Raw genomic sequence first — 24682 nt, 5'->3', positions numbered from 1 at the left:
AGAATATCTGTATGCAGTTCTTGCAGCGTTGAATGCGTCACTTCTTTTTTTCTTAGTTTCTCTATTTATCTGTTTGGCTTGCTGGAAGGCTTCTGAGTTTCTCACGAGATTCATTCTTACCATTGCTGAGTTCAGGCAAGCATTGTACAGTTGTCTCGCTGCAGACCAGCGAGACAGTAGTTCTTTCTGTTGCTTGCTATCTACAACCAATGGAATTTCTGTGATGAATGATGAATTCCTGCTTTTAGCCAATTACTATCACCTCTTGTCGCCGCCAACTCAATTATAATCTACTGCTTTTAACCAGAGTGTTAATATTAATAAAGCTCACCTAATATTGACAGCAGATAAATCTGCACAGCAAAGCGTTTGGGCCCCGATTTAAAAATGCGGGGCTACCACGCTCCCGCTATTTTTAGGTGTTGTACGTAGAAATCTCGACCACCTTGCCGCCAACCCTTTGGGTCTTGCTTTTTAGGTGGGATACGAACATTCCTGGCGCACAGCGAACAACAGACTTACCGAATAACTTTTGAAAATATTTAATTAGGTGGGTGTCAATAGACGCCACTATGTGAAAATATGTTTAAACGTCGGCTCACCAGTCTTACATATTTAACTCGGCTACTTAATCCATGAAGAATTACCGGATCGTTGCCCATTAGGTAGGGAGTTAATTTGATTTTTCCCCACACCAAAGATTCTTCATGTTATGACAAGATTTACGCAAAGACATAGGTCTAGTTTTGGTTGCTTTCTTTTCAATCAATCAACCTTCAGATCTGAATTCTGACCATGCGTAGTTCGGAGGGGGCAGTTGGAAAAGTGGCAAAGACAACTCACTAGCTACCTACCCTACTTCATATTCCGTTTTAAAGATCAGCCAGACTGGTGAGAGTCTCCCTAAGTTGAATTAAACCCTTACTCCCTCAATCACACTCAGAGAGGTCTGCGTAGGAACAATCTTGATTGGCTGGAATTTTGACTTCTCCATGAGGATACGATACTCTGCTTCTGTACGTTCGCACCCACCCGGACAAAGCACTAACATCTGTAGGTCAAGCATCTTGCTAAAAGAGGGTTGATTTCCGGATGGAATGACTTGCTCTACAAGTAAGAGTTTCCCATGCTCTGGCATTGCCTCATAACAACGCTTGAGAATAGCGATCGCCCTTTCATCATCCCAATCATGAATGACATACTTGAGTATATAAGCATCCCCTCCTGCTGGCACAGATTCAAAAAAGTTACCTGCTATTAGCTCACAGCGGTCTAATATTCCGGCTTGTTCAATGAGTGATTTTGCTCCTTTAATCGCTTCGGGTTGGTCAAATAAAATTCCCTTCATTTTGGGATAGGCTTTGAGGATGTCCGTTAATAACTTCCCCTGTCCCCCACCAACATCTACCAAAGTTTGGACATCAGAAAAGTCGTAATCTAAAACTATCCCTGGGTTTTGAATGGTTGAACTCCTAGTCATTGCCTGATTAAAATTTTTTCCGGCTTCGGGATTTTGAGCATAGTAATCCAAAAGATTCATCCCATACAAATGCTCAAATGCACTCTTCCCAGTCTGTATGCTGTACATTATCTCACCCCAAGCTCGATACTGTTCCTCACCATTCATAATTACTCTCGCCTTTAGGGAGTCAGGGACATCACTCCGTAAGTAATTTGCCAGTGGTGTGAGAGTAAAATAACCGGGTTCTGTTTCCTCAAAAACTTTCATACTGGCGAGTCCCCGTAAAAGTCGATAGAGGGAACGCTCGTGGGTTAAAGTTGCACTTGCCAAATCCTCGCAACTCCTAGAACCATCCTTTAACAAATCGGCTATCCCTAGCTTGGCGGCTGCATAGATGGACTGGAAGATCCAACTGCCATATTTCATTTGTAGGAACACCATTTGTGAGGAAAAATCACTGGCAAGTTGCGTGTTTGCTGATTGGGATATGACTGGCTGAGAATTTTGACAATTCATATTAAATCCTGCATTGAAAAAGCAACAATTTTTAGTAATCAGGAGGTTAATTTAGCATTAAAATAGTCCCTACCGATAAGCTTACACTTCCATTTCGGCAATTTTGTGAAAATTCACAAGATAAAACCGCACCATTAAAATTATGCCCGAAATTGCCGTAGCCAGAATTAAACCATACCAGTAACCACTCCCTCCCCAACCTAAAGTTATTGCCATTAGATATCCTCCGCCTAACCCAATACCCCAGAATATCAATATGTTAATTAGCATGGGCACGCGGGTATCCTGCAATCCGAGCAGAGCCCCCACTCCAATTATTTGAATGCCACAAAAAAGTTGGTATACCCCTGCTAATTTTAAAAAAGAAGTTGCTCGACTAATTGCTACGACATTATCTGGATTATTGATGTCCAAATAAATGGCGGCAATCGGCTGGCCAAACAACTCAAAAGCTAACGCTACAACGCTGCCAAATAGTACGCTAAATGCAACATTGATAAATGCTGCTCTCATTGCTCCCAAAGCATTCTTCTCTCCCATCATCTGCCCTACTCTCGCTGTAGCCGCAGCAGAAATTCCTACTGGAATTGTCAAAAAAAGGTCTGATGACTGAATGGCGATTTCATGGCCTGCTAAAGTTGCTGTTCCCAAGGTTCCCATCAACCAAGCGGTGGCCGCGAACAGTCCCAGTTGCATTCCTAACTGAATCCCCATCGGCCATCCAGTCAGGAAAATTTTCACAAATAGATCTTTATCAAACTGATTCAGCTCGTGAAAAAGCTTGTAATCTCTACTTTTTGGATGTAAATAAATCACCAGAACTGACGCGAATAAGCTCACCCAATAAATCAGGGTAATTCCCCAGCCTATCCCAGCTAAACCAAGGGCAGGAAAGCCCAGGTATCCAAACATCAGGACGTAATTTACAGGGACATTCAAAAGTAAAGATGTAACTATAATTACTATGCCAAATTGGGGAAAATTGATCGCAGCAGCAATTCGTTTTAAATGTAAAAAGCTGAGGGCAGCAGGCAATCCCCAAACTAGAGCGTGTAAATAGCTTGTTGTCAATACTATGGTGCTTTCTTCTTGACCTAATAATGGCAAGATAGAGCCACAGTTCCATATTATAAGCATTGCGGGTAAGGAGATAGCAACTGCCAGCCACAGCCCCTGACAATTAATACGGGTAACTCGATCTATTTCCTTAGCTCCAAAAGCCTCGGCTGCAAGCGCTCCTCCTCCTGTCAGAATACCAACGCCAACCACTAATAAGGTAATAAAAGTGATTGTACCCAAAGCACCCGCAGCTAAATTTTGAGTACCAAGTAAGCCCATCATTACCGCATTTACTACAGGGATGCCAGCCTCAGCTAGTTGAGCAAGTGCTAAAGCAGCTGCCAATCCCAGGTTAACGAGTGCTTCTTTTTGCAGATCTGACTTAAATTCTTTTAAGGTTATTTGGTTCATGAACTTGATATAAGTTTAATAACTCTCTGAACTCAAAAAAAATACTACTTGGGTTAAAACAGGGTGTGATAAAAACCAGTGATTGTGCCTCAATCAAACTTGGGTTTGCTAAAAGAACAGATTTCTGGCAAACTTCAGTTTATAATCTATCATATCATGTCCGGTTATATCGCTCTTGTTTGTAGTAGGCACAGAGAGTGCCCCAAAAGCCTGTTATTTCAAGCACTAAGCGTGCTTACTACGAACCTCTTTATACAAGGACGATGCTACCGGACATGATATCACTTAGACGGCTAAGCGCTCGCTTACACAACTACGACGATGAACTATCAGGGATTAAAAATAAATATTTTGTTTCCAACCCTGCTTGGAGAAACCGAGTTCCCAGGTTGCGAAGCTCTCAATCAGGACTTAGCAGCTTATATTCGCAATCTTGAGCAAAACGAGCGCGACTACTCACAATTTAGCGCAGTTAACAACGGCTGGCAATCTGGCTTAAATTTCCTAGATTCTGGCTTTCCTGCTATCCAAACGCTTAAGCATTTTATCAACAACCAAATCGAAATTTTTTTGAAAGAGTGGGGGAAAGCTAGTTTTAGCGAGTCCACTCCTTCAACTTTTCACTATAGCTATAAAGGTTGGGCAGTTATTTTGAGACAGGGAGGTTTCCAGTACGAACACGTTCATACCAAAACTGACCTTGTTGGCGTCTACTATGTAGAAGTTCCTACAGCACCTTCCGCAGCAGAGTCTGGCAACTTGACTCTTATCGATCCACGTAGTGGGCGAGTTGCTTCTCGCTCTATTTGGGAAACTGCTCAGTATACCGTTCGCCCCAAACCAGGTATGTTTCTTCTATTTCCAAGCTTCTTACCCCATAGAGTTAACCAGGTACAAGCGGCGGGTGAACGTATATCAATCAACTTAGATGTTAGTTTGCACCATTCGTGCTAATCTGAACCAAAGTTTTTAAACTCCCATAATTGCGCCGCTGATAAAAACCTACTCAAATCTACTCAGAGGGTAAATGAGAAGCAGATAAAAGTCCACGGTGTAACTTTTGGTCGATAACCATTAACGCTTTCGCTTGGCAGATGCCCGACATTGCTGCGAGACATCAACCTTAACCTTAGGTTCCCAGTTAGAGACGCGGTAGTAATCGTGTCTACGATTTACTACCGGGCAACGACCAACAAACATATTAAATTGGTGCAGAGCGCCCCATACGTGCTTTCGAGGGTTCACCCCTAGATAGGCGGACACAGAACGCGGCAATCTTTCACTCAAATTCATGCCTCTTCTAGCAATCGCAATCGCCGCCGCGATATCCGAAGGCAATCCATACATCCTCGCATATTTAACCAGTCCAATTAAACTGGTATAAGCTGGATTACGCCCCAATAGCGAGATACCTCGATTAGATAGAATCGACTCCAATAATTGATAAAAACGGCTGTATGCCCATCCAGACAGCATCCTGGCATATTTTCTACCTTTCTCCCTTAACTCTCCTTTCTTGTGAGCAAAGTCTAGAGATTCGCAGACAATCGGACAAGCGAACTTTGCAGCTTCAGTGGCTAGTTGTAAGCAAGCATCTACAATTTGGGCATCTTGTTTTCCAGTAGGTAAACCAGTTTCAAGAGGGATTTTACCAAGATTTCTTAAATTACCTTGGTAATCGATATATGCCCAACCAATTGAACTAGGATTTAGAGCGATGCCGATGCAACCATACTCAATTGGTCGGCATACTTGGTCAGCTGGTGATGGGGTAAATTGTACCGCTACTACCCAAGGGTTATCCTGACGGTAAAAGTGCCATGTTTTAGCACCTGTATCGGGCAATCGATTAATCTTTCTCTCGAAGTTTCCAATGTTTTAACTGACGAATTTTCCTAATTTATCTTCTAGGCAATAAGGAACTCTAAATTTCAGATTATTCCCATCCCATTGGCAAGTTTGATTCCCATAACTTTCATCTTTCGCCCCGACAATAAATCCTTCACAATGTCGCACTTTCACCTTAATTGGTGCTGATTTTCTAGCTGCTATTGCCCTGGTTATTTTGTAGATGTATCTTGGCTTGTGATGGATGTTAAATTTAGTTTGATCCCAGTTATTTTTTCGAGGTTCGAGTCTTGTAGCTAGAGGGAAGTTACAGCCATTTTTTGAGTAAGGCCAATTCTTTTTCCTAGAAAATTGGGCTATTTTAATTTGATTTTGGGCTTGACTTAACCACTCTTTAGCAAAGCTGAGTTTAGATTCTAGTTGCTTGAGCTGATTAGTTCTAGATCTAGATGCTGCTTCTACGCCAATAGATAAAGCAATTACTCCATTGGCATGACGCTTACTAATGCCGTAGGTCTGTTGTAGATGAGTATTCCAGCTAGATTTATTGAATTTGGTATCCTGATTTAATAAATGGTTAACTGTCAGGATTGTAGCGCGATAAAAAACTTGAGAAAATGCTGTCATCAAACACTCAAATTGAGTATAACCTGCAGGGTTAAGTTCATCCAATGGAGTTGGCAAGCCTTTACAGTAAGTCAGAGTGGTCATAGCTTTTTAGCTACCTGCCTCAATTATTTTACTACTTTTTTATTCTGATGGCTGTTGACATAGATCGTAACGACGATGCCCAGTTTCAGTCTGCTGTGGTACGACCTTCCCTTGTGCTTCCTACCTTCTGAGAGTGGAAACACTGACTCCCTTGAGGCAAGGCTGCTTCCGCCGGAGATAACTTACTCATATATCTATAATACCAGGCAATATGAGGATATCTAGTAAGATTTAGTTAAGTATTGTGCGGCTGTTTCTTAACCCCTATTTCCTAGGCATTACCCTCATCCATACTCCTGGGTGAGGGTGCAGAGATACCAAACCGCGTGGTTTGACAACCTCGTTTGAGGCTAATTCAAAATTGCACAAGCGTAGCATCGCCGCTAACATAATTTGCAGTTGGCTAACAACTAACCGCCCTGTCGGACACCTACGTGTTCCCCCTCCAAATGGAAAGTAAGCAAAAGTTGGGCGTCCTTCCGATTGCTCTGGTAAAAACCTCTCTGGTATAAAATCTTTTGGTCTCTCCCATAAGTCTGCCTTTCGCTGCATAGTATAGGGCGATAAGGAAATAATTGCTCCTGACGGAATTAGAGTTTCCCCTATTCGCTCCGCTCTAATTGCCTGCCTGCTTAATATCCATGCGGGTGGGTATAAACGCAAGACTTCCATTACCACCAGTCGCAGATAAGATAATTTGGAAATGTCTTTAACTGTCGGTTCGCGATCGCCAACAATCCGATCCACCTCGCTATATACTCTCTCTAGCACTTCTTGGTGCTGCACTAGTTGATAAATTATCCAGCACAGTGCTGTTGCCATCCCATTGTAACTATTCAACAATGTTCGGATGATCGCTGTCTTTAGCTCCTGCGATACCTCGCTATTAGGTGTTACTAACCCAGCACGGCGGGCCATCCCTGCAGCTATTCCATTCTCTACTTCAATCGCCTTTTGATAGCTTTGCTCTATCGGCATCAGTTCCGCTGCTGAAATACTACGCCTCAAGTAGGATTGATTGAACGAGTATTCTTCTGCAAAATTTACTGCACTTACAAATGCTTCGCTCCAATCGCTAACCTCTATATTAAACAGAATTTTTGCCATGATGCCAAATAGCATCTGCTTCGTTTCGATATCTATCTGAACAGGTGTTACTTTCGATCGCTTTTCCCACTGCCATACAGTTGCTGTCGCCGCTTTAGCTATGTCGCTGACTATCCCCTCAAATGTTTCCGTTTGATTTCCAGAGTTTCTATGTAAATTCAGTAAAAATACACCCGCCGGAGTATATTGTTCTGCCAACTCCGCGTATTGATGATATGGATTTTTGTAGTTGGCTTGATTTTTGACCAGCACGTACTCAGCGTGTTCTGGTTTATTAATCAGGAAAGCTGGCCAACCATCTACTAAATAAGATACTATGTCCTCACCAGTCCGGCTCAAATTTAAGTAAAATGCTGCATAGTCTTTTTTATCTCTTATGACTACGGGGGGCATCAATTGAAATGCTCTTCTCATGGCAGCAATCTTTTCTTCTAGATTTACTGCCTCGTCTAGCTCGTCTTGTCTATTACTATTTGGCCACATAATTAGTTATAAACTGCAACGCTCCAGTAGAGCGCTGTTCTGCTTTGCGGTACTGGAGCGGCATAGATTTACACGACTGCTGGTGCGGCGTAGTTATAAGCTGCCGCTTCTGGTGCGGCGTAGTTATAAGCTGCCGCTTCTGGTGCGGCGTAGTTATAAGCTGCCGCTTCTGGTGCGACGTAGTTATAAGCTGCCGCTTCTGGTGCGACGTAGTTATAAGCTGCCGCTTCTGGTACCGTGTAGTTGTAAGATGCTGCTGGTGTGGCATCTGTCGGTGCCGCGTAGTTGTAAGCTGCTGCTGCTGGTACGAAGTAGTTGTAAGCTGCTGCTTTTGGTGCGACGTAGTTGTAAGCTGCTGCTGCTGGTGCGACGTAGTTGTAAGCTGCTGCTTCTGGTGCCGCGTGTTTGTAAGCGGCTCTTGTTGGAGAACTTGACGGCTCAGGTTCTCTGCCTACCACTTCTGCATTCTCTGGGAGTTCTCCCTCTACTCTGAACTTGCTCAGTTCTTCTTCTGGTATATTGTAAAAATTTCCTTCCCGGTCTCGAAAAATCATCATCTGCTCCTTAGTACAGGTAGTCTCGATTAATTTATCAGCCATTTAATGGAAAAATACTCTTTTTTTTACAAAATTTAATATTTGAGGTTACACCTAAAAATAACGGGAGATTGGTAGCCCCGTCAATTCATTGCGGGGCGTAAAATTGACGCGAGCGGTTTTAACCGCAGTCAATCAATATTAAGCTTAATTAATAACGATCTTTGTTGAAATTAAATCAATGTATAATTCAATAAGCAATCATCTGGAGGTGATAGTAATTGGCTAAAAGTAGGAGATTGACGTTTGTCACAGAAATGCCATTAATTGTAGACAGCTTGCAGGAAAAGCAATTGCTATCTCGCTGGTCTGCAGCGCGGCAACTATACAATGCCTGCCTCAACTCAGCAATGGCAAGAATGACTGTGGTACGCAACTGTGAAGCTTACCAATTAGCCAAGCAAATAGATCGTCAGTCCAAAAAAGCAAGAAGCGACGCCTTCAACGCCGCAAGGCGAGCTTATAGATATTCCGATTACGACATTCAAGCTTATGCCACAATTGTCAGCAATCGTTCCAAATGGATAGCTCAACTAATTGACTCCAATACCCAACAAACTTTAGCCAACAGAGCTTTTAGAGCTAGCGAGAAGGTTTTATTTGTCAGAGCAAAAAGTGTACGGTATAAATTAGCGAGTAGATTTAGAAGTGTTGAAGGTAAGACCAACTTTCAAGGGATTAGATGGAAAGACAACGCGCTAGTCTGGGGTAGATTGAAGCTGACGCCGATTATCTGTGACGATAATCCAGTAATTCAACACGGTCTAAATTCCCCAATAAAATACGTTCGCTTATTGTGGCGAGAGTTGAATGGCAAGCGACGTTGGTACATTCAGTTAGTTAACTCAGGATTGCCATATCAAAAAGAAAAGAACTATGTGGCGGATGGAGTAATTGGCTTAGACCTCAATATTGCCAACATCGCCTTCGTTGGAGATTGCAAAGCCGGACTGCTGCCGTTCGCGGACAAAGTGCCAGCTTACGAGCGTGAAATAAAAACTTTACAGCGTCAAATGCAACGTTCCCAACGTTGCTCAAATCCAGAAAACTACGAAACTGACTTCACCGCTAGTGTAGGACGCAGATTTGTTGTTAAAAAAGGTAAACCCAAGAAAGGGAGGCGACAATGGAAAAAGTCTAAAACCTATCAAAAGATCGCCAGGAAGAAGAGAGAATTGGAACGTCGCAAGAGCGCGTATGCCAAGTCTCAAAACCGTAGAATTGTTAACGAAGTCTTGAGGCACGGTAAACATATCAAAACCGAAAATGTATCGGTGAGGTCGTGGCAAAAGCGATATGGCAAGGCGATTTCTGCTAAATCTCCTGGTTTTGTCCAATCCGAATTGGCTCGCAAGGCTGAAAGTGCTGGCGGGTCGTTCATGAAGTTTTCTACCCAAAAGACAGCACTATCACAAACCCATTTAACTGGTGAACGCATCAAAAAAAGACTATTAGAGCGCGTTCATTACGACCAAACGGGATTTGCGATGCATCGCGATCTTTTTAGTGCTTATTTGAGTAGATACGTTAATGAGGAAGGTGTCCTTCTATTGGATCTCGCTGTCGAACAGTGGGAAAGGTCGGAGCCTTACTTGCACGAGGCATGGAAGGATTTTCAAATAAACCGCTTTCCGATTAGGCGCGTCCTCTCATTTGGCAGTCTCATTCTCCCTTGGAGCGGTCAAGGGCACAGTCAGGAAATGTTGACCAGATAGCCATTGAAGGGCGAAAAGTTGACCTTAATTCCTGGCCTGAATCCTCGTCTCTTTAGAGCGAGGAGTGGCTCAAGCTCAGCATTGGCTATCTGCGGCATAAGATCGATTGAGGCTTTGCTCAGCTACTGCTCCCTGCTTACTTGCGCCAAGAAAGCCAAGGCTTTTCAGTAGCGCCAGCGTTGGCTGCTGATTGCAGCAGATCGCCTGGGTTCTTAACTTTTATTTACACGCCAAAGTCTAGCTTCGCAACTCCCCAAATTACGGTAGCGATCGCTCGAGCGCTCTGGCTTTTAATTTTTCTTTACACAGTTTGGTTTATTTATATTCGACTACTTCTTAGTATGCTCCTACACATCACCAAGCGCGAACAATGGGAACAAGCGAAACAAGCTGGAATCTATCGGGGCGATACGTTAGATACTGAAGGTTTTATCCATTGTTCCACTCCTCAACAAATTATCATAACTGCTAACAGATTTTTTCATAACCAAAAAGGGTTAGTGCTGTTGTGTATTGAACCCGAGCGAGTTCAAGCTGAAATTAAATACGAAGCAGTTGATAACGATGTATTTCCTCACCTTTATGGGGCTTTGAATGTTGATGCAGTAACTCAGGTGTTGGAGTTTGAACCGGGGGAAGATGGGAAGTTTGAAATGCCGGATGCGATGAGAATTAGCCATTAGCAATTAGCCATTACCATAGATTTTATCTTCATCTCATTCCCCACTTTGCTGTTTCAGTTGAGCTTGGAGTGCCTGCAATTGTGCCTTGAGGTCTTCATTTTCTGCTGCCAATTCTTTTGCCGTTCGCAATCGTTCCCCAGTTTGGGTATCTTCCATCACCAAGCAACCATCCTGCAAACTCAACCATAATCCTACTGTTTCGCACAAGATACGTCCATCCTCATCAGGAGAAATAGGTCGATAGCGTCCGGCAACTAATCGATAGCCTAACACTTCATCGATCGCTTGTCCTCGCTGAGTCCGCCGATCGATGATGACATATTCTTGAACTTGAGCTTGTTCGTATTCAATCACTTTTATTTCTCGGTCTTCTTTGCGATAGCGACGAGAGACGACTTCAATAATCAAACCGGGTCGAACTCCTTCAAAAATAACTTCAAAACTATCGCGATACACATCTTTGTTGCGAATACCCAACACCACACATACATCGGGACAATGATCTTTCAAGCCAGGAATATCCCATTTGATTAAAAGATCGTGGAATACTGCCACTGTTGGGTTATTGGCATAGCGGCAGAGTAACATATCTTCAGCATCGCGGCTGATATTGTTATGAAATGTGTTGCTGGGCAAGTGATATCCCTCTTGTGGATGAAGAAATTCTTCTGATGTCAGCGGCACTTTGGCATAAATAATCGTGCCATCGGGTTGAACTTCTTCTTGAATGCGCCAACCTCGTTCAGCGAGTTCCTGTGTGAGGTCATTTGGTGCGCTTGGAGGTGTGACCTCAGATTTGACCATTGTTAAAATCTCCTTGACAGGTAGTTAATCGATTTTAGATTTTAGATTTTAGCTTTTAGCTTTTAGCTTGATGCGATCGCCAACAGTTTCTAGAACAATTGTAGGTTGGGTTTCCCCGCGGTAAGCCCAACCTAATGTAACTCTAATTGAAACCAGTGCTGAGATATCGTCTCTGAAGGTTTAATGTATCTGAAAGTTCATTCAGACTGTATATGACTTCAGCAATTGATTGTCTGAACCTTTCATCATTGCTGAGTTCCGATAGTTCGCTCAAAAAAGTTAGTTCGGCTTGAATTTCCTCTGATAAACGAGTATAGTTTAATCGGATCAGCTGATGTATCGCTTCCATATTTGCATGTAACTAACTGGCCTTTCCCACTTTATTGTTATTAAATGTTTCTAGCAAGATTGCCATTTGATGGCACTGCCATAAATGGTAGTACCATCAAATGGTAATGTTTCAACAGGTAGTCTCCTTCATCCCGCCTATGTCACAAAAACCGCTCAACCCAGCAGAATACGTCGATCAAATGGCATTACTAATCAACTTGCCTCTCGACCCGGAACATCGCCCTGGTGTAATCGAGAACATGGAAAGAATTATCGCCGTGGCAAAACTCGTCACCGAATTCCCCTTACCCGCAGAAATCGAAGCCGCCCCAATCTTTGAACCATGAGCAAAGCTTATCCCGATGCTACCCAAATAGCCGAAGTCGTAAAAGGGCATGAAGTATCCGCCCAAGCAATAGTTGCTGCTGCTTTAGCCCGCATTGCCGATAAAAATCAAGCGCTGAATTGCTTTACCGCTGTGTTATCTGATACCGCAATGGCAGAGGCGGAAAAGATAGATTTAGCGATCGCATCCGGAAAAAACCCAGGCCCCCTCGCAGGCGTCCCCTTTGCGGTGAAAAACTTATTCGATATCGCTGGAATAACTACTCTCGCAGGGTCAAAAATTAACGCAGAAAAACCCCCAGCAAGTGGTGACGCTACCGCAGTTGCTCGACTAAAACAAGCGGGTGCAGTGTTAGTAGGGGCACTGAATATGGACGAATACGCCTATGGTTTTGTCACAGAAAATGCCCATTATGGCGCTACCCATAATCCCCACGACTTAACGCGCATTGCAGGCGGTTCTTCTGGAGGTTCTGCTGCTGCTGTTGCTGGGGGATTAGTACCATTAACATTGGGTTCGGATACCAACGGTTCTATTCGCGTCCCCGCTGCTTTGTGCGGAATTTTTGGGTTAAAACCAACTTACGGACGCTTATCCCGTGCGGGAACGGTTTTATTTTGCAGTAGTTTTGATTGTATCGGGCCATTTGGTAGATCGGTGCGCGATATTGCCACTGTTTTTGATATTTTGCAAGGGTCAGATGAAAGAGATCCGGTTTGCACACAGCGAAATCTAGAAGCTTGTTTGCCTCAATTATCCCAAGGAATTGAAGGACTGAGAATTGCGATCGCGGGTGACTATTTTACTAAAGGGGCACATCCAGAAGCATTAGAAGCTGTGGAACAAATTGCCCGTGCTTTAAATGTTACCGAATGCGTTACTTTACCAGAACCCCATCGCGCCAGGGCGGCGGCTTATATTATTACGGCGGCGGAAGGGGCTAATTTACATTTGGATAACTTGCGCTCGCGTCCCGGTGATTTCGATTTTGCCACGCGCGATCGCTTCCTCGCGGGTGCGTTAATTCCAGCAGACTGGTATATTCAAGCACAAAAGTTTAGACAGTGGTTTCGCGTCCGCGTCCGCGAAGTGTTCCAAAATGTCGATATTATTCTCGCACCCACGACGCCTTATCCAACAACGCCAATTGGTCAACAAAAAATAGTCGTGGATGGCGAAGAAATTCTCGTCCGTCCTAATTTGGGATTATTTACCCAGCCATTATCTTTTATTGGATTGCCCATTATATCAGTCCCAATTCAACGTCCGAATGCCCTACCTTTGGGCGTTCAAATAATTGCAGCACCCTACAACGAAGCACTCATTTTGCGCGTAGCTGCTGTATTGGAAGCGATGGGCGTTGTATCTGCACCAGTTGTGCATTAGGTTAGTGAATATGAAGCAGCAAAACATGTTTAATTCATTAGCATTTATAACGAATTGCAGCCGTATGAGGTACGGCTTCGTTTGTGTAGCGGCACCGTTAACGGTGCCGCTACACAAACGAAGCCATAAGGCTTTACCTCACTCGCTTGCAATCCTCTTTATACAGTTTTTACCAGTAAAAATACTGCGATTGATTGCCACAACAATAGTAATTTTGCTCGCTTCTTTTACTCCTGCTGCGGCACAAGAAGCGACGCTAAAAGGGAATCCCAACATGCAGATAAACGTGCGATCGCAACCCACCACAAACTCGCGCAGGTTAGGGTATGGGTTAGCGGGGGATCGCGTAACAATTATCGACCGAATGGTTGGTGTTGATGGCTACATTTGGTATCGGGTGCGCTTTTCTCGTTCTGGTAGAATGGGCTGGATTCCCGCTACTTCCCTCGATCTTCCCGCTCCAAATGCTCCTACTGCTACTAAACCTCCTGGTGTAAAGAATATAATTCTTTCTTTCCAATCAGAACAAATGCTGATCCAAATTTTTAATCAAGATGACGAAACATTCATGGATATTTATGACAGCCAAAGCGGCGCGACTTTGTTAAATAGGGTTCCTGTCATAGTTGAATCTTCACCAGAAGGAACGAGTTATTTGTATGAGGGTAATATAACCGTGCGCGTTTTCCAAGGAAATGACGGCACGCGCACGATCGAACTCAATAACAAATAGCAAAACTCTGGATATTAGAATGGTAATGGCGTTCCCAGGCAGAGCCAGGGAACGAGGGTAATTGGTAATTGCCAAGCATCCACAGCCATTTAATCCAATTACTAATTATATCCTGTCCGGTTGCATTGGAGGAGCATATTTAATGGTGTTGTAGGGGCGGGTTTTACCCAAAACGTTTGAGTCCTCAAGTAACATACTGAAGCCCACGAACATACAATAGCAAAGCAATAAAAATAGCCAAAGGGATGTAGGTAGCTAAATTGGCAAGAGTTACGCATTTTTGCAGGCGAGAATGCTCAATCGCCTGGTGCCACACTTTCTCCAGGAGCCATCTAATCAAGAGGTTTTCAATAAATACTGAGACAAAGTAGGCAATGACAAGAAATAAAACGGATGAAAGAGGAACTAGGTAAAGTAGCTGTTGGTTGGGAGCCGGTCCTAGCCAGACGGGAAACAAAATGAAATTAGCGACCTCATACAAATTCATCCAAGCAAGGGCCATCCCGACTCCAACTATCGCTATCCATAAGAGCGGGAATCCGGCTAGAGTCGAAATCAGATTGGCGAAGATTGAGCAAATGAAAGCTTGTTTGACACTCAAATTGAGCGATTTGGCATAAACGACTGCCTCAACGAGAATAATGGGCACTATCGCCATTGTTAAGGGAGGAAAGACGAAAAAGAGCATGGGGACACCAGCATTAGCCTGTGCCGCTGAAGGAATTAAGGCCAAGACAAGTGCTAAAAGAAAACCACTAGACCAGATGAGAGATTTTGTCGAGTTTTTCATGGCCTCTGTACAAGGTGGGTGTGGTCAAAAGTAGTTGGTGGGTGCGATCGCTGAGGGCAAGACTGTCGAAGACCTTACTCTGTGAAATCACCGTAGTTCAGAGCCATCTGTTCCCCCGCCTCCCTGAAGCTCTAATTGTCTTTACAGATAATTTTTATTTTTAACTGTGACCTTGTCAATAATTTTTTACCTCTAGCTTAAGATAGATATTATGAAAATTTTTTAAGTGTGGATCGTTTAAGTCCAGCGATCTGAGTCACCAATTAAGCTCCTGAAATCTGGAGAGTTAAGAATATGTCTTTAAGAGGCCATGTATATTCCAGCGGTTTTAAGCTCCAGTACCTGCAACAAGGTACGGGAACTCCTGCCATCGTGGTTGGAAGTTCGCTGTATTACTCAAGAACGTTTTCTCACAATCTTCGTAACAGTCTAAAGTTGGTCTTTGTCGATCATCGAGGTTTCTCACCTCCTTACGATTGTCAAGACACTTCTGGGTTCCAGTTAGACTTACTCGTTGATGATATTGAACTGATTAGGAAAGAATTAGGATTGGATCGGGTTATTATTATTGGTCATTCAGGCCATGCATTTATGGCACTGGAGTATGCTAAGAAATATCCTGCCAATGTGTCTCATCTAGTCATGATTTGTGCAGCCCCAAATTTCTCGCATGAAGGGCATATTGCTGCGGAACGATATCTGAATGACTCTGTTTGTCCTGAGCGTAAAGCAGCTCTTGCTAAAAACCTGGCAAGATTGCCTCAAGAAATAGCAGCCGCACCAGAGAAAGCCTTTATTACATATTGCCTTCTCATGGGACCCAAAAGTTGGTTTGACTACAACTATGATGCGACAAAACTTTGGGAAGGTATAGAAGTAAATAACGCAAGTTGCTAGTTATAAACAAGGGCGTTGCTAATGGCTAATTGCTAATTGCTAATCTTGGATTTTTACTGACATTAGCCATTAGCCTCGTTCCCAGGCTCCTGCCTGGGAACGCCATTAGCCGCTCCCAGAGAGATAACTAGCAACTTGAGTTAAATATGGCTTTGTTTGATTATGTTTGGGGCGAAGTTTTTCGGGACATCGATATTACTGAGAACTTAGATAAATTGCCAGCGCCTGTATTCCTTGCTCTTGGTCGTTACGATTACCTCGTTCCCCCACCATATATGTGGGAATCGGTGCGAGACAAGTTCAGCAATCTTACTATCCGCGTATTTGAAAAGAGCAGTCATGCGCCTCACTTTGAGGAGCCAGATTTATTCGATCGAGAGTTGCTAGAGTGGCTGATAAATACTTAACTCAAGTTGCTAATGGCTAATTGCTAATAGCTCGATCGGGAAAGATGCTTTCATTACAGCGGATTGCTTTTCGAGTGAGGTACAGCCTTTTGACTTGTTTGTATAGCGGCACCCTTAAGGGTGCCGCTATACAAACGAAGGTGTACCTCATAGGACTTACGCAACTGTCACACTACTCCGTCAATTTTGAGGTTTGTAGTAGCGCTTTAGCGCCAGATCTGGCGCTAAAGCGCTACTACAAACCTAATTAAATGTGCCAGTTGCGTAAGTCCTGCCTCATACGGCTGCAATCCGCTATAGGGATTGCGGTGCGTTACGCTTCGCTAACGCACCCTACATTTAGATGCTATTAGCAATTAGCTATTAGCAATGTTGTCGATCGCGCGATCGCTCATTGCGCCCAATTCTCATAACGCAAGCCCTGAATGTTTTGGAAGTGTTGAACATTAGCTGTAATTAGGGTACAGCCATGCTCGATTGCACTAGCTGCAATCAGTAAGTCGATTGGCGCGATCGCCACACCCTGCTGCCGCAAGTCTGTGTGGATTTTGCTGGCAATATCCATTGTGGGCAGATATAGGAGCAGGATTTCGCTTTCGCGGGCAATCTCTTCAAATTGATTGAGCAGTTTTCTGGAATCTCGGTAGGTGAGTCCGGCTTTGATTTCGTAGTAGGTCAGGATCGAAAAAGTCAGGAAGTCGTAAAATTGCCCATACTCGTTGAGTTTAGCGACAACGCTGCCTTGTCCTCTGAGAAAGTGGGAGAGGATGTTGGTATCTAGAAGGGCTTTTTTCATATTAGTTTTACAACTGATTCCTGAACGGCGAAACTACTGCAAAACTTATTTTATAAGGGTTTTTAGTCCAGATCTCAAATGGAAACGCTATATATCTACTTGCCGTTTTAGATCGAGGGCGCGATCGCGGAAAACGTCTTCTTCCAGACTGGTGAGGAGAGCGGACTCTTCGGCGGCGATACCTGCAAAGCGCATGAATTTAGCTTGTTTGGTAAAAATTGCGTTTGGATTGACGGCGAGACTTTGAGTCAGGATTTCGATCGCGATCGCAGTTATATCTTTTCCCTGGCGCAACGCAATGGCTTGAAGCGCGATTTCGAGATCGGGTGGGAGGGTGATTATCATGGGTGTTCTACTCTTGGGGCTTGTTTAGATTTTACATTCTGCCCTCGCTTCTAGCGATCGCTTCTAAATACCCCTTGACATCCCTCATTTATACTACATTATGTAATATACAATGATTCGGATATTTGGGATTGGTAGCTCAATTGGAAGAGCGCTGCCCTTCCAGGGCAGAGGTTGGGAGTTCGAGTCTCCCTCAGTCCCACCTTTTTGGGGGCTATAACTCAACGGAAGAGTGCTTCCTTGACAGGGAAGAAGTTGGAGGTTCAAATCCTCTTAGTCCCCACCCCCTAAAGGGGTTTTTCTGTTCAATATAGCAGTTTGTGACTTGGTGGAATACAGCCCTAGTGGCTCTCGTTTGTGTAGCGGCACCCTTAAGGGTGCCGCTACACAAACGAAGTCCGCCTACGCGGACTTAACTTATGCAAAATAAAGTGTATTCTACCCAGTTGCAAACCGCTATATTTTCTCTCGATTGGTGAATATGAATATCCCACTGGAACAATTAGAAACCTGCCTCAACCGGACATTAAATAAATAATTATTGACATCCATTTCCCTAAAGCTACATAATGTAGTATAATAAATTTCAGATATTTGGGATTGGTAGCTCAGCTGGAAGAGCGCTGCCTCGACAGGGCAGAGGTTGGGAGTTCGAGCCTCCCCCATCCCACGTTTTTGGGGGCTATAACTCAACGGAAGAGTGCAGGTCTACGGAACCTGAAGTTAGGGGTTCAAATCCTCTTAGTCCCCATCCCCTAAAGGGGTGTTTCTGTTCAATCTTTTCTCTCGGTTGGTCAAGATGAATATCCCACCAGACCAATTAGAAATATGCCTCAACGTTCTGCAACAAATTTCAGAAGCTCCAGATATTATTAGCGACCACGATCGCTTCAAAAGTTTGATTGCCAAAATCTATAAAGAGGGGCGTAGAAGTTTTCGTCAAACTCAACAACAACAGCGGCGGGTTGAAGATAAACAACTCAAAGCATCAACTGTCATGGTGCAGTATCAGCAGCAGCAAAAATCATTTGTTGCATTGCCAGAATCAACAACGAATTTGCAGAAATTGCATAAACCAATTACTTGTTACATTTGTAAAACCCCTTATACGCAAATTCATTTTTTTTATCATTTACTCTGCCCAAAATGTGCTGAATTGAACTATCAAAAACGACAACAGCGCACCAATTTAGCTGGGCGAATTGCCTTAGTTACAGGCGGACGAATCAAGATTGGTTATCAGATGGTATTGCGGCTATTGCGGGATGGTGCGCGGGTAATTCTCACCACAAGATTTCCCTATGACTGTGCCTATCGTTATAGTCTAGAACCGGATTTTGAGCAGTGGCGCGATCGCCTGCAAATTCACGGACTCGATCTGCGAAATATCCCAGCATTGGAAACATTTATCAGGGATTTACTACATACTGAATCAGCATTAGATATCATTATTAACAATGCTGCCCAAACCATCAAACGTCCCTTGGCATTTTACCAACATTTGCTGAATCAAGAAGATGAAGCAGCGCAAATATTATCAGAAAACGCCCAAGGGTTAATTTTGAGCGATCGCAATAGATTAAAGGATAATTTAGCTCAACAAAAATCTCTTTTACTGGAAAGTCAACCAAGTTACATCGCCGATTACTTCCCGCCCGATCGATTTGATGCTGATGGACAACAACTGGATCTGCGCCCAATCAATAGCTGGTTGCTAAAACTCGATGAAGTTAACACCATTGAGTTACTTGAAGTCCAGTTGGTAAATGCGATCGCACCATTTATTATCAACAGTAAACTCAAAGGATTATTGATGCGATCGCCCTTTGAAAGACGCTTTATAATCAACGTTTCGGCAATGGAAGGACAATTCAACCGCGACAGTAAAACACCCTATCATCCCCATACCAATATGGCAAAAGCGGCATTGAATATGATGACGCGAACCTCGGCGGCTGATTATGCAAAAGATAATATTTTCATGAACAGTGTAGATACAGGTTGGATTACTAATGAAAATCCTTATCCTAAGAAGATGCGAATTCAAGCCCAGCAAAATTTTTACACGCCATTAGATGCTATTGATGGGATGGCAAGAATTTACGATCCGATTGTTCAAGGTATTGAAAACCCCGAACCCCCCATTTATGGTCATTTTCTGAAAGATTATGCCCCTTATCCTTGGTAGCGAACAATGACAAATCCACCTCTCAACTGTCCATTACCTAATTCTATTCAGTCTTCTGAGGAAGTTTTGCTCGATCTAGAATCTTTAATCGATTATCTCCACACCAATCAACCGATAACTGAAAAAATAGCCTTCCCGCGAGGCACAGTAATGCCGGATGGAAGACTCGATTTGTGCAAGCAAAGTTTAGGCGTGACGGGATGCCATTTAGTAACTGAAGCATTGACAAACAATTCTGCGATCGCTAGCTTATTACTCGGAACTAATGGTATAGGTAATTTTGGTGCTGAAGATGTGGCGCGATTGATTCAACGTAACAATCGCCTAGAAATTGTCTATTTAGGTTGCAACGGGATTTCATCGACGGGTATTGCTGCACTCGCCGCAGCATTAACGCATAATCAATCTGTAACCGGGCTGTGGTTAAAGCGCAATCCGATTGGCGTAGAAGGTGCATATCATCTAGCTGAAATGTTGCGTCATAACAAAAGTATCCGCACGCTGGATTTGGTCAATACCCAAATAGGAGAAGAGGGATTAACAGCCATTTTAGAAGTTTTGACTCACACCAATTGTACCGTCGAACGGCTGTACTTGGGCGGCAATCAGATTCAGGCAAACCATGCCTATTTACTGGCTAATCTTTTAGCTCATAATTGGGCGATCGCTGGTTTATTTCTTAATGTCAATCATCTTGGCGATGCCGGAGTTAAAGTTTTAGCAGGTGGATTGGAACGTAATAAAACATTGCTTGAGTTAGGACTTGCTAGCAATGGGATTGGGGTAGAAGGGTGCGATCGACTATTAGCAGCACTCCAAACCCATCCCAAGATCGGTAATCTGGATTTGGGTTACAGTCCTTCTACACGAGTATTAGCGGCGCAACCCAATCAGATTGGAGACGCAGGTGCGATTGCGATCGCAAATTTTCTCACCCACAACCAAACCTTATTGAAGCTGAATCTCGATCGGAATGGAATTAGCGATCGCGGCAAAATAGCCCTGATTGATGCATTAGAAATCAATCAAAAATTGTGCGATCTAAGTTTAGATGGTAAACCAGATCGACGAATTAAGCTGCTGTTGGATCGTAACCGTATGCTAAACCAGAGTAACGAGTTACAAAAACCTCGTAGCGTCGCATTGATTCAGAGCGTATATCGTTGAAGTCATATGTCTTTTGAACTGTAGCGCGATATGCCTACGGCACGCTGCGCGAACGCAAGTTAGCGCGGATTTTTGCGATCGCAGTTGCACCATCTACTACTTGACCACGTTGGGACGCTTCCCAGCCAATAAGTGCGTCCTGTTGGAGTTCATGTAGTCTTCCTTGGTATATGTCTTGCTGTTGTTCAAGCAATTTGATACCTGCAAGTATGACTTCGATCGCGTTATTGTATTTGCCGCTGGTGAGTTGGCGCTGCACAAGGGCTTCGATTTCAGGTGGTAAGACTATTTGCATAGCGTTGGGTGAGGGAAGTGTTGATGGGAGCATGTCAGGTTTGTAAATTTACGCCGACACCCTAAAGGGTGCGGCTATACAAACGAAGCCCGCGAAGGCGGGCTAAAGCTTTTAAAGCCTGCGAAGGCAGGCTTTGTTTGTGTAGCGACACCATGCGCGGGTGTCGGCTACAAAGTTGACATGCTCCCAGTGTTGATTCTATAGTAGGCGATCGCACTTGTACTTTTTAACTAAGGTGCGATTCGCCCAAAGGGCGTTCGCTCTCCTCGTGCCGGAGGCATATCCGATAAGCGGAATCGCACTGTTGATTTAAAATTTTAGACTGTTCAGACAAATCTGCAATTCTTCAATTCTTCAATTCTTCAATCTCCCTATTGAATCAAAATAATTGCTTCTTCCGCCTTTGCGTCCAAAGCATTTTTAAGTTGTTGTCCAACTTTTGCAATCAATTCGTCAAACGCCTCCCGTTGCTGGGTCATACTTTCTTTCAGGCTTTTTTGCAGGTCGGGATTCATTTTTTCGCACATTTCTTCGATGGCGCGATCGCTCATTGCCATAAAACGTATCCACCCAGGAATATCTATCTTTGTCTTCAGCGCTTCAGTAATTTTCTCTTTGTTTAACCGCACTCCCTCGCCTAAAAATGCTGCCCCATATACCAGAGCAATTGGTAACACAAAATGCCCCGTTAGTAGCAGCGCAATCAAGCTGCCAATCGTACCTCCAGCAATAATTAAACTGACCAGGAATGCGACTGTAACTCCCAAAACATCCTCGGCAAAAGATAGTTGCGGGTTAACAACAGCCGAGTCAATTCCACCCTCAAATCGCAAGCTGCTTTTAGAGATTTGGAACTTTTGACAGATGGGGTCGGTTGCTGCGGCTAAGTCGGGGCGAATGTCTGTATTAAACCAACTAACGCATCGATCGTTGATGATTTGCTGCGCGCGATCGCTCTTCAACCACTGTAACGCTCGCTGTTCAATTGTGCTTTGCAAATCTGCCAATGTCCGTATTTTGTTGTCTTTCCATTCTTTTAAACTGGATTTCACCGCATTTTGCAGCAAACCGTCGGATAATGGCGGCAAAAGCAAGTCAATTAACCCAGGAATATGTTGCGATACAATCTCTTTTAGCTTGGGCGAATCGCACAGTTTATTCACCTCTTCTTTAAACGCCGTCGCACGCAATTCCCAGCGCCCAACTCTGGCTAAACCAAGGGCGATGCACCTTTCTGGTTCCGGATCTGGGCGCACTTGCGTAGCAGGTTCTGGGAATATTTCCGCGCAAACGTCGCGGGTGAATTTCATCCGCGATGCGCCTCCAGTCATCAGCACAACTTGCGGCACAATCCCTTGGTCTTTCAGTTTTTCTTTGGCTTCGTTTACGGCTTCGCGAAATGATTGCATCCAGCTTTTATTTTCCAGTTCCGGTAGCGGCTGGTTAATTATTTCCTCCATAATCAATTTGTTGACTTGGGGTATAAAGTGAATTTGTGGGGTGATCAATTCAAATCCCCGCGCAAACGTAGCCGGATCGCTGTAAATTTGTTCGTTAGAAAAGTAATCTTCTTTGACTCTACGGCATTGAATTTCGCAGCGGAATTTGTGATACTGATGTGACTCAAATACTTTTTTTAGTAACTCTTTATGCTCGTGATTGGCTAAAGTCCGAGCCAAAATCGCTTTGTCAATCAAGCTTGCGCCTAAAGTGTTGCGCCCGAAATCAAGCGGCATTTCGTGCAAGCTTTTAACCAGGGTAAAATCTGTCGTGGAAGAGCCAATATCAACGATCAAAACCGTGGAAAGGAGTTCGTTATATCCCAGCTTTCCGCCTTCCTTGGCTTGCATGAAAGCTGCCCGCGACTCTGGGATAACGCTTAATTTTTTAATCCCGGCTTCTTTGAGCAGGGTTTGGTATTCTTGCCGTTCTTCTGTTGACCATCCAGAGGGACAACCAACGTAATATTGACTGACTTCGCCGCCTTCAATTTGTTTGCTTTCTTTTAAGATGCGGTCGTAGGTTTCGACAAAGTTGTGGATTGTTTGGCGATATTTTGGCGAATTGTTTGGTTTTTGTTTGAAACCAATTTGCAGTTGGGTGACGCCTGCTTGGATTAATGCTTGGTCGCCTACTAAAATGCCTAGTTCGGGATGGATACCGATGGCGGTGATTTGGATTTTTTTGTTATTTACTTCTAGCATCTGGGGGGGTTCGATGCTTTCTACTTTGGCTTTGGCTACGGCGGTTTCGCCATGTCCTAAATCGAATCCAATTGTTTCTAGTACTTGTGTATCCATAGTTTATAAGTTAAGAAAATGAGTTAATAAACCGCTCCAGGCGCGACAGTCCGCAGAGTCAGAGAAGAAAGAGGTTTTGGGTTTATTGGGTTGATGTTGGTTCGATTACGCGTCCGCGTCTGAGTAAGCGATCGCTTTTCAATAAGGCAGGGGTTAGGGTAATGTAATCTTTGGTCAACCCGTCGATACTTGGCTCGAAGTCGAAGTACTCGCGGGGGCTACGTTCGTCGCCCGGTCGGTAATTCTGCACCCGAATTCCCTGTTCCATTAATATTTGCGGTACGAGTTTGCTGATTTCTAATGCCATTTGAGGGTTGCCTAAAAATGATGCGCCCCAAAGTTTTTGTAGAAAGTCTAGCATTTCTGGCATTTCTTCGATCCCGCTGGCGTTGAGCGGTTTTTGAATTTCTGCCAGTGCGACGGCGCGATCGATTGTGTTCAGTGCGTCGGCTAGGTTATCTAAAAGGAATTTACTATCTACTTGTACGGGGGGTAGTGCTGCTTGGATTGGTTGGATTTCGGTAGTGTTTTCTCGGTTATCTTTGTCGAATTTTATGGCAATTTCCAATCCTACCAATACTGCTATCAGCAAAACATCCGTCCAGGCGGCGGGGGTTTCTCTTGTTAGGGAAAACGATGTGCTGATGATACCGAAGGCGGTGAGTATTTGCAGTCCTTTTAATATCAGCCTGTTGGGGGATGTGCGTTTGATTGGGATAGGGATGGCATCCGCTGGGGACGATATTGCTGTTTCGTTGGTAGCAGAAATTGCCGTCATCGACTGTCGCAGCGTATCCAGGAATAATTTTACTAACCTTACCTGGCTAACGTTCAGTTCTCCAATGTAATTCCTTTCTACATTATCGAGTTTATTTTGCACCAGCCCAACCACTTGTTTCAGGCTACCTGCTTTGTCAATTTCTATCTCAAGTGTGTTGCGTTCTTTGTTAAAAAGTGTCAGCAATGTTTTCATCTGTTCCTCCCCTCTTTGATAACTACTCCTTTCGGTGTTTTAGATTAAAATACATTTTGAGCGTATTATCTCCAATATTCGCGGTTTTAATTTATTTTTAAGCAACTCTCTCCCCAGCCCTAGATATCTACTTTAGCAACTTAATCTCGCCCGATGCAGTGCTATCAACCGACTGCTTTCAGTGTGGATTCTATCACTTTGCCGAAAGAAACCCGGTTTCTACGAGAAATCCTTGGGAAAGGCAACCATAGATCGACGGTCGAAACCTGGTTTCTAGGCTCGTGGTGCGTAAGTCCTGGATAGGAATCTTGTAGCGCACTGAGAGTAACCAGAT

The 24682-nt window shown here is 43.9% G+C and carries 22 protein-coding genes, 4 tRNA genes and 3 pseudogenes; 14 read left to right on the top strand and 15 right to left on the bottom strand.

Translation table 11 applies throughout. From position 1 onward, the window contains the following. From MiSe_RS21205 to MiSe_RS21195, 3 genes and pseudogenes are all read right to left on the bottom strand, one after another. A pseudogene (locus MiSe_RS21205) lies at positions 1–252 on the bottom strand (RNA-guided endonuclease TnpB family protein); the annotation flags it as partial. Between the two features lie 661 nt (positions 253–913). Then, a complete protein-coding gene (locus tag MiSe_RS21200) occupies positions 914–1903 on the bottom strand; it encodes a methyltransferase (protein ID WP_444980530.1) in 990 nt (329 codons plus the stop codon). Positions 1904–2059: 156 nt separating this feature from the next. Next, positions 2060–3382, bottom strand: coding sequence for an MATE family efflux transporter (locus MiSe_RS21195; protein WP_226584685.1), 1323 nt, complete (start codon positions 3380–3382; stop codon positions 2060–2062). A 387-nt stretch (positions 3383–3769) separates the two neighbouring features. Between MiSe_RS21195 and MiSe_RS21190 the strand changes: the two genes are divergently transcribed. After that, positions 3770–4402, top strand: a complete 633-nt coding sequence (locus MiSe_RS21190) for a TIGR02466 family protein (RefSeq protein ID WP_226584684.1) — start codon at positions 3770–3772, stop codon at positions 4400–4402. A gap of 120 nt (positions 4403–4522) precedes the next feature. Here the strand turns inward: MiSe_RS21190 and MiSe_RS53930 are convergent. The 4 genes and pseudogenes from MiSe_RS53930 to MiSe_RS21170 all read right to left on the bottom strand — a co-directional run bounded on the left by MiSe_RS53930 (position 4523) and on the right by MiSe_RS21170 (position 8154). After that, positions 4523–6007: pseudogene (locus MiSe_RS53930) on the bottom strand (hypothetical protein). A gap of 54 nt (positions 6008–6061) precedes the next feature. Next, positions 6062–6197: pseudogene (locus tag MiSe_RS53925) on the bottom strand (MerR family DNA-binding transcriptional regulator); the annotation flags it as partial. 74 nt (positions 6198–6271) lie between these two features. Further along, positions 6272–7597: a cytochrome P450 gene (locus tag MiSe_RS21175; protein WP_226584678.1), complete on the bottom strand. Its 1326-nt coding sequence runs from the start codon at positions 7595–7597 to the stop codon at positions 6272–6274. Positions 7598–7665: 68 nt separating this feature from the next. After that, on the bottom strand, positions 7666–8154 hold the full coding sequence (locus MiSe_RS21170) for a hypothetical protein (protein WP_226584676.1): 489 nt from the start codon (positions 8152–8154) through the stop codon (positions 7666–7668). A gap of 260 nt (positions 8155–8414) precedes the next feature. On the opposite strand from MiSe_RS21170, the gene MiSe_RS21165 reads away from it, so the two are divergent. Continuing rightward, positions 8415–9908, top strand: coding sequence for a transposase (locus MiSe_RS21165; RefSeq protein ID WP_226584674.1), 1494 nt, complete (start codon positions 8415–8417; stop codon positions 9906–9908). A 341-nt stretch (positions 9909–10249) separates the two neighbouring features. Beyond that, a complete protein-coding gene (locus MiSe_RS21160; RefSeq protein WP_226584671.1) occupies positions 10250–10591 on the top strand; it encodes a DUF952 domain-containing protein in 342 nt (113 codons plus the stop codon). Between the two features lie 33 nt (positions 10592–10624). Here the strand turns inward: MiSe_RS21160 and MiSe_RS21155 are convergent, their stop codons facing one another. Together MiSe_RS21155 and MiSe_RS21150 are read right to left on the bottom strand one after the other, a co-directional pair. Next, positions 10625–11395 carry a Uma2 family endonuclease gene (locus MiSe_RS21155; RefSeq protein WP_226584669.1) on the bottom strand — a complete coding sequence of 257 codons (771 nt, stop codon included), beginning with the start codon at positions 11393–11395 and terminating at the stop codon, positions 10625–10627. A gap of 142 nt (positions 11396–11537) precedes the next feature. Next, a complete protein-coding gene (locus MiSe_RS21150) occupies positions 11538–11744 on the bottom strand; it encodes a hypothetical protein (RefSeq protein ID WP_226584667.1) in 207 nt (68 codons plus the stop codon). A 106-nt stretch (positions 11745–11850) separates the two neighbouring features. On the opposite strand from MiSe_RS21150, the gene MiSe_RS21145 reads away from it, so the two are divergent. The 3 genes from MiSe_RS21145 (at position 11851) to MiSe_RS21135 (ending at position 14190) form a co-directional block, all read left to right on the top strand. Further along, positions 11851–12072: a DUF4089 domain-containing protein gene (locus tag MiSe_RS21145; protein ID WP_373872827.1), complete on the top strand. Its 222-nt coding sequence runs from the start codon at positions 11851–11853 to the stop codon at positions 12070–12072. Continuing rightward, on the top strand, positions 12069–13457 hold the full coding sequence (locus tag MiSe_RS21140; protein WP_226584665.1) for an AtzE family amidohydrolase: 1389 nt from the start codon (positions 12069–12071) through the stop codon (positions 13455–13457). Before MiSe_RS21145 ends, MiSe_RS21140 begins: the two co-directional genes overlap by 4 nt. A gap of 190 nt (positions 13458–13647) precedes the next feature. Next, positions 13648–14190 carry an SH3 domain-containing protein gene (locus MiSe_RS21135; protein ID WP_226584663.1) on the top strand — a complete coding sequence of 181 codons (543 nt, stop codon included), beginning with the start codon at positions 13648–13650 and terminating at the stop codon, positions 14188–14190. Positions 14191–14374: 184 nt separating this feature from the next. On the opposite strand, the gene MiSe_RS21130 is transcribed toward MiSe_RS21135, so the two are convergent. After that, positions 14375–14980, bottom strand: coding sequence for a hypothetical protein (locus MiSe_RS21130; protein WP_226584661.1), 606 nt, complete (start codon positions 14978–14980; stop codon positions 14375–14377). A gap of 294 nt (positions 14981–15274) precedes the next feature. Here MiSe_RS21130 and MiSe_RS21125 point away from each other — a divergent pair, with 294 nt between their 5' ends. Both MiSe_RS21125 and MiSe_RS21120 read left to right on the top strand, forming a co-directional pair. Next, positions 15275–15877 (top strand): alpha/beta hydrolase, encoded by a 603-nt coding sequence (locus MiSe_RS21125; RefSeq protein ID WP_226584659.1) that lies wholly within the window; start codon positions 15275–15277, stop codon positions 15875–15877. A 146-nt stretch (positions 15878–16023) separates the two neighbouring features. Beyond that, the gene (locus tag MiSe_RS21120) at positions 16024–16284 is read left to right on the top strand and encodes an alpha/beta fold hydrolase (protein WP_226584658.1); all 261 of its coding nucleotides are present in this window, start codon (positions 16024–16026) and stop codon (positions 16282–16284) included. A 391-nt stretch (positions 16285–16675) separates the two neighbouring features. On the opposite strand, the gene MiSe_RS21115 is transcribed toward MiSe_RS21120, so the two are convergent. Then, entirely contained in the window at positions 16676–17080 is a 405-nt protein-coding gene (locus MiSe_RS21115) for a type II toxin-antitoxin system VapC family toxin (RefSeq protein WP_226584656.1), read from the bottom strand. 87 nt (positions 17081–17167) lie between these two features. Beyond that, positions 17168–17425 carry a hypothetical protein gene (locus tag MiSe_RS21110; protein ID WP_226584654.1) on the bottom strand — a complete coding sequence of 86 codons (258 nt, stop codon included), beginning with the start codon at positions 17423–17425 and terminating at the stop codon, positions 17168–17170. Positions 17426–17552: 127 nt separating this feature from the next. On the opposite strand from MiSe_RS21110, the gene MiSe_RS21105 reads away from it, so the two are divergent. The 6 genes from MiSe_RS21105 to MiSe_RS21080 all read left to right on the top strand — a co-directional run bounded on the left by MiSe_RS21105 (position 17553) and on the right by MiSe_RS21080 (position 20780). Beyond that, positions 17553–17627, top strand: a tRNA-Gly gene (locus MiSe_RS21105). 8 nt (positions 17628–17635) lie between these two features. After that, positions 17636–17708 (top strand) — tRNA-Val (locus MiSe_RS21100). A gap of 313 nt (positions 17709–18021) precedes the next feature. Next, positions 18022–18095: transfer RNA gene (locus tag MiSe_RS21095), tRNA-Val, on the top strand. Between the two features lie 8 nt (positions 18096–18103). Then, positions 18104–18176 (top strand) — tRNA-Arg (locus tag MiSe_RS21090). Positions 18177–18224: 48 nt separating this feature from the next. Beyond that, entirely contained in the window at positions 18225–19613 is a 1389-nt protein-coding gene (locus MiSe_RS21085) for an SDR family NAD(P)-dependent oxidoreductase (protein WP_226584652.1), read from the top strand. Between the two features lie 6 nt (positions 19614–19619). After that, entirely contained in the window at positions 19620–20780 is a 1161-nt protein-coding gene (locus MiSe_RS21080) for a leucine-rich repeat domain-containing protein (protein ID WP_226584650.1), read from the top strand. Positions 20781–20814: 34 nt separating this feature from the next. Here MiSe_RS21080 and MiSe_RS21075 read toward each other — a convergent pair whose 3' ends face one another. From MiSe_RS21075 to MiSe_RS21065, 3 genes are all read right to left on the bottom strand, one after another. Beyond that, the gene (locus MiSe_RS21075; RefSeq protein WP_444980529.1) at positions 20815–21075 is read right to left on the bottom strand and encodes a ribbon-helix-helix domain-containing protein; all 261 of its coding nucleotides are present in this window, start codon (positions 21073–21075) and stop codon (positions 20815–20817) included. Between the two features lie 371 nt (positions 21076–21446). Further along, complete coding sequence (locus MiSe_RS21070; RefSeq protein WP_226584647.1) at positions 21447–23375, bottom strand: Hsp70 family protein; 1929 nt, start codon at positions 23373–23375, stop codon at positions 21447–21449. 82 nt (positions 23376–23457) lie between these two features. Then, complete coding sequence (locus MiSe_RS21065) at positions 23458–24348, bottom strand: hypothetical protein (RefSeq protein ID WP_226584646.1); 891 nt, start codon at positions 24346–24348, stop codon at positions 23458–23460. Positions 24349–24682 lie beyond the last annotated feature (334 nt).

It is taken from the genome of Microseira wollei NIES-4236, from assembly GCF_020521235.1.
Classification (GTDB): domain Bacteria; phylum Cyanobacteriota; class Cyanobacteriia; order Cyanobacteriales; family Aerosakkonemataceae; genus Microseira; species Microseira wollei.
The sequence above is the reverse complement of the archived record's forward strand: the minus strand, read 5'-3'. Positions and strand labels throughout refer to the sequence as shown.

Bases quoted from the DNA above. Each gene is read 5' to 3' on its own strand.
- MiSe_RS21200 (WP_444980530.1), bottom strand. From the start codon at position 1,903: ATGGTGTTCCTACAAATGAAATATGGCAGTTGGATCTTCCAGTCCATC.
- MiSe_RS21190 (WP_226584684.1), top strand. From the start codon at position 3,770: ATGAACTATCAGGGATTAAAAATAAATATTTTGTTTCCAACCCTGCTT.
- MiSe_RS21175 (WP_226584678.1), bottom strand. From the start codon at position 7,597: ATGTGGCCAAATAGTAATAGACAAGACGAGCTAGACGAGGCAGTAAAT.
- MiSe_RS21170 (WP_226584676.1), bottom strand. From the start codon at position 8,154: ATGATGATTTTTCGAGACCGGGAAGGAAATTTTTACAATATACCAGAA.
- MiSe_RS21160 (WP_226584671.1), top strand. From the start codon at position 10,250: ATGCTCCTACACATCACCAAGCGCGAACAATGGGAACAAGCGAAACAA.
- MiSe_RS21155 (WP_226584669.1), bottom strand. From the start codon at position 11,395: ATGGTCAAATCTGAGGTCACACCTCCAAGCGCACCAAATGACCTCACA.
- MiSe_RS21150 (WP_226584667.1), bottom strand. From the start codon at position 11,744: ATGGAAGCGATACATCAGCTGATCCGATTAAACTATACTCGTTTATCA.
- MiSe_RS21145 (WP_373872827.1), top strand. From the start codon at position 11,851: ATGTTTCAACAGGTAGTCTCCTTCATCCCGCCTATGTCACAAAAACCG.
- MiSe_RS21140 (WP_226584665.1), top strand. From the start codon at position 12,069: ATGAGCAAAGCTTATCCCGATGCTACCCAAATAGCCGAAGTCGTAAAA.
- MiSe_RS21130 (WP_226584661.1), bottom strand. From the start codon at position 14,980: ATGAAAAACTCGACAAAATCTCTCATCTGGTCTAGTGGTTTTCTTTTA.
- MiSe_RS21125 (WP_226584659.1), top strand. From the start codon at position 15,275: ATGTCTTTAAGAGGCCATGTATATTCCAGCGGTTTTAAGCTCCAGTAC.
- MiSe_RS21120 (WP_226584658.1), top strand. From the start codon at position 16,024: ATGGCTTTGTTTGATTATGTTTGGGGCGAAGTTTTTCGGGACATCGAT.
- MiSe_RS21115 (WP_226584656.1), bottom strand. From the start codon at position 17,080: ATGAAAAAAGCCCTTCTAGATACCAACATCCTCTCCCACTTTCTCAGA.
- MiSe_RS21110 (WP_226584654.1), bottom strand. From the start codon at position 17,425: ATGATAATCACCCTCCCACCCGATCTCGAAATCGCGCTTCAAGCCATT.
- MiSe_RS21085 (WP_226584652.1), top strand. From the start codon at position 18,225: ATGAATATCCCACCAGACCAATTAGAAATATGCCTCAACGTTCTGCAA.
- MiSe_RS21080 (WP_226584650.1), top strand. From the start codon at position 19,620: ATGACAAATCCACCTCTCAACTGTCCATTACCTAATTCTATTCAGTCT.
- MiSe_RS21075 (WP_444980529.1), bottom strand. From the start codon at position 21,075: ATGCAAATAGTCTTACCACCTGAAATCGAAGCCCTTGTGCAGCGCCAA.
- MiSe_RS21070 (WP_226584647.1), bottom strand. From the start codon at position 23,375: ATGGATACACAAGTACTAGAAACAATTGGATTCGATTTAGGACATGGC.
- MiSe_RS21065 (WP_226584646.1), bottom strand. From the start codon at position 24,348: ATGAAAACATTGCTGACACTTTTTAACAAAGAACGCAACACACTTGAG.